The sequence below is a fragment of the SAR202 cluster bacterium genome, assembly GCA_009392515.1.
In the GTDB taxonomy this organism is placed as follows: domain Bacteria; phylum Chloroflexota; class Dehalococcoidia; order Lucifugimonadales; family UBA6952; genus UBA6952.
In genome coordinates this window covers 1-4,110 of sequence record VFGE01000005.1, presented here as the reverse complement: position 1 = coordinate 4,110, position 4,110 = coordinate 1, and the positions used below count along the sequence as shown (strand labels likewise).

Below are 4,110 nucleotides of genomic sequence, written 5' to 3'. Positions count from 1 at the left end.
TCATCGATAGTAATTCCTAGTAAGCCCATACTGGCAAGACGATGAAAGCTTTCCATGGGGAATTCCTCACGTTCATCTAATATAGGAGCCATAGGAGCTAAATAGTCTTGTGCAAAGTCTTGCACTGTTTTTGCGAGCATTAATTCAGTTTCATTGTATAGCAAGTTGTCCATTATATTTCCTTTAATTCAATTAATACGTTGGGGAATATTCTCCATATACTTTTCTAAATATATCACTAATTTCACCTATTGTAGAATAGGATTCAACAGCTTCAATAATAGCTGGCATTGTGTTGGCTTTAGTGCTGGCAATTTTTTCGAGTTTTCTCAGACTTTCATCAACTTTTTTAATATTACGATTTTTTTTGATAGAACCAAGCTTTTTGATTTGCTGTTGAATTTCTTTTCTCGAAACTTTTTGAAAAGTAATATTTTCAGTACTTTCTTCTTGAAATGTATTGACTCCAACCATATATCTTTCCTGGTTTTCGAGCTCTTGTTGGAATAGATAGGCGGAGTCTTCTATTTCATTTTCTTGAAATTGTGTTTCTAAAGCCTTTAAAGCGCCACCAATACATTCTATTTTATTAATATAATCAAATGCTTCATTTTCTATGTCATCGGTCAATTTTTCAAGATAATATGAGCCTCCCAAAGGATCTACTGTATCTGCAACTCCACTTTCTAAAGCAATTATTTGTTGGGTTCTAAGTGAGATAACAGCAGAATGTTCTGAAGGTAGCCCTAAGGCTTCATCTTTTGAATTAACATGAAGCGATTGTGCCCCACCAAGCACAGCAGCCATAGCCTGTATTGTACTGCGTACAATGTTGTTATCGGGTTGTTGGGCAGTAAGAGTCACACCAGCGGTTTGAACGTGAAATCGTAGCATAGATGATTTGGGGTTTTTAGCATTAAACATTTCCTTTGTAATTTTGGCCCAAATTCTTCGCGCTGCACGATATTTAGCAACTTCTTCAATGAGATTATTTTGAGCTACAAAGAAAAAAGAAATTTGTGGACAAAATTCATCAATTGTTAATCCTGCTTCTAGAGCTGACTTTATATACTCAATTGCATTTGAAAAAGTAAAAGCCAACTCTTGTATTGCGGTGCTTCCAGCTTCGCGAATATGGTAACCACTAATACTTATTGGATTCCATTTGTGTAAGGTTTTGGAACAATATTCAAAAACATCCGTAATCAGTTTCATTGATTCTTTAGGTGGGTATATATATGTACCTCGAGCTATATATTCTTTTAGAATGTCGTTTTGCAATGTTCCTCGTAACTGTTCAAGAGGAACATTTTGTTTTTTTGCAAGAGCAACATACATAGCAAGTAAAATTGGGGCTGTTGCATTGATAGTCATTGAGGTACTAATTTGGTCCAAAGGTATATCATGAAATAGGGTTTCCATATCTGCAAGAGTGTCAATGGGAACCCCTACTTTCCCCACTTCACTTTCTGCAAGAGGATTATCAGAGTCATATCCTATTTGTGTAGGTAGGTCAAAGGCAACTGACAGGCCGTTTTGTCCCTGTTCTAAAAGATGTTTAAATCGTTCATTTGATTTTTCGGGATTAGAGAAGCCTGAATATTGCCTCATTGTCCATAAACGACTTCTGTACATGCTAGGATAAATGCCCCGCGTATAAGGAAATTCCCCAGGAAATTCTTCCTTAGTTTGATTCCGATCGTTGTATGTAGATTGTATTTCTTGATTCGAAAGAGTAGTAAAAACAGGTTTTCGTTCACCATTAATAGTGATAAATGGTTTTAGTACTTTTTCTTTCCACTTTTTAAAATTGTTCTTTTCCAATTTCCCACCATTAATTTTATTTATGCATTATACTGTAAAATCTAGATAAGAAAAATAATTTATATTTGATACATAAAAAGAGGTAATAATTATTATATGATTGTTTTAAGGCGGTTGTTAATTCCTCCACTACTAGTTGTTTTTGTAGTGTTTATTTTTCCTCTAATATTACTAGTGTATGCTCGTGCAGTACTTTTAGATTCAGAATTTTATATGAAAAATTATACTAACACCAATATTTCAGATCGTGTTTATAATAATATTCTTCCAACACTTATAGATGAGACTTTACCAGGTCAATTAAAGGGCGATAACTATAACATAAAAGATGATGTATATAGAATTTTGACAAATACTATTCCAAGTACTTGGGTAGACCAAATAGTATTAATGACTTTAAGTGAATTTATACCTTATTTAACTGGTATTAATGATCATGCAAGCGTATATTTGGATGTAAAAAAAATAACTGATCAATTAGTAATTGAATTAAATAATAATGAATTTAAAACAGATATATACAATGCAGTTACTCACGCAACTGTTGAAGATATTTCAATACGTGTCAAAAATGCTGAAGAATTACCTTTAGGAATCAATTTAGAAAAATCTGACGTTGAATTACTAATAACTTCTTTGCTTTATTACAAATGGTATGAATCTACCTATGATACGACTTTGGATACAGCATATAACTATTTGTCAGGTGAAACTGAAACATTCGAATTGAATATCAAAATAAAGAATAATATTAGGGAAGTTCTTGAACCATTTAAACAGTTATTGCAAGAACAAAACGTTTATAATGTTGCGATCGATAAAGCAGGCGGTTTGATACTCTCACAGTTTGATCTCAATTCTTTTGATTTACCTGAAGGAGTCGCTTTCAATAATGAATTTTCACTCACTGAGAATTCTGAAAACCTTAGTTCCAATTTAGATCAAAATATTGTAAATCAAATTGGAGATGACCTAGTTGATCAAATCTATCTTTATTTGATCGGGAAATCTAAGACTATGGATATAGAAATTGATATAAAAGAATTGACTCCTGTTATAAACCAGTTAATTCTCAAAGAAGCAGAAAAACAATTAGATTATACTATTGAACAATTACCTATATGTAGTACTGAAGTGACTTTGTCATTACTATCTCAGACTATTGATACAATTCCTAATTGTTATCCACAAAAATTAGCAACTCTTCCAGATAGCATAGAATTACGGCTTATTTTGGCTGTGTTATCAATAAATTTTGATGATTTATATATATATGACAAAATGCTAGAAGACTCAATCCTAGATATAAAAACATCTATATTACAAGAAGTTGAATCTATTCTTAATAATAATATTCCAACCAATTATGTGTTCACAGAGGACGAATTAAATTCATATCTTTCCCCCGTCCAATTAGCTCTTATAGAAGAGATTAGGTTATGGACGATAGATGGCTTGAATTTCGATGAGGAATACCTTAACCAATTTTATATAGGTCTTAGGGGGTATGGAGACTCAATTGAATCTCAAGAAAATCATCTTGAAAAAATACGAAATATAATAAGTTCGGGGTATACAGTTACTGAAAAAGATTTACGCCCACACTTGGATACCTATCTAAATACAAATCTAGTACGTAAAATTATCAAATCAACAGGTGATAGATATATCAAGATTATTTTATACATCCTAGCAGTCTTGTTCATTATTTCTATAGGAATATTGGGAGGACAAACTTGGTATGGTAGATTAGGGTGGAGTGCTATACCTATATTAATTACTTCAGTTGTAACCTTTGCTACTTTGAATGGAGCATATAGTTTCTTTTTGAAAAATTTAATTACACAAGCTTTTACTCAATCTGCACAATCTGCTAATTTAAAGGCCATAGAATTAACTTATAATGAATTAAATGACGTAAGTTTAACTATAATTGATGGCTTTTTAGCAGATATAAATACAATCTTAGTTCCTTTTATCCTGATATCGTTCGGATTAATAGCAAATGCTGTTATTATTCATAATAGAAAGATTAAAAAAATAAAAAACTAATTGGGGAAGTGTGGTCAATATGTTGAGATACTTAGTTGAGCCAACCAGATTGATTGTTTTGTTACTACTGGCAAGTTTATTTACATTTAGTTGTAGCTTAGCAGAATTATCCGAAATTGAAGAGAGCGAAAATATTGCTACTCCTACACCTACAGAAATCCCTGTTCCAACCCAAACCCCAATCCCAACTCCAGAATTAACACCAATGGTTACATCTATACCAACACCAATAGC

Annotated in this window: 4 protein-coding genes; 2 read left to right on the top strand and 2 right to left on the bottom strand. The window is 32.3% G+C overall.

Annotation, left to right across the window (positions count from 1 at the left end; all coding sequences use genetic code 11):
- Positions 1–173 (bottom strand): acyl-CoA dehydrogenase family protein (locus FI695_00100; GenBank protein ID MQG50364.1); only part of this gene is annotated, 173 nt, incomplete at its 3' end.
- Between the two features lie 19 nt (positions 174–192).
- Positions 193–1,848: a methylmalonyl-CoA mutase gene (locus tag FI695_00095; protein MQG50363.1), complete on the bottom strand. Its 1,656-nt coding sequence runs from the start codon at positions 1,846–1,848 to the stop codon at positions 193–195.
- 72 nt (positions 1,849–1,920) lie between these two features.
- Here FI695_00095 and FI695_00090 point away from each other — a divergent pair, with 72 nt between their 5' ends.
- Positions 1,921–3,876, top strand: coding sequence for a hypothetical protein (locus tag FI695_00090; GenBank protein MQG50362.1), 1,956 nt, complete (start codon positions 1,921–1,923; stop codon positions 3,874–3,876).
- Between the two features lie 19 nt (positions 3,877–3,895).
- On the top strand, positions 3,896–4,110 hold a 215-nt coding region (locus FI695_00085), incomplete at its 3' end, for a hypothetical protein (protein ID MQG50361.1).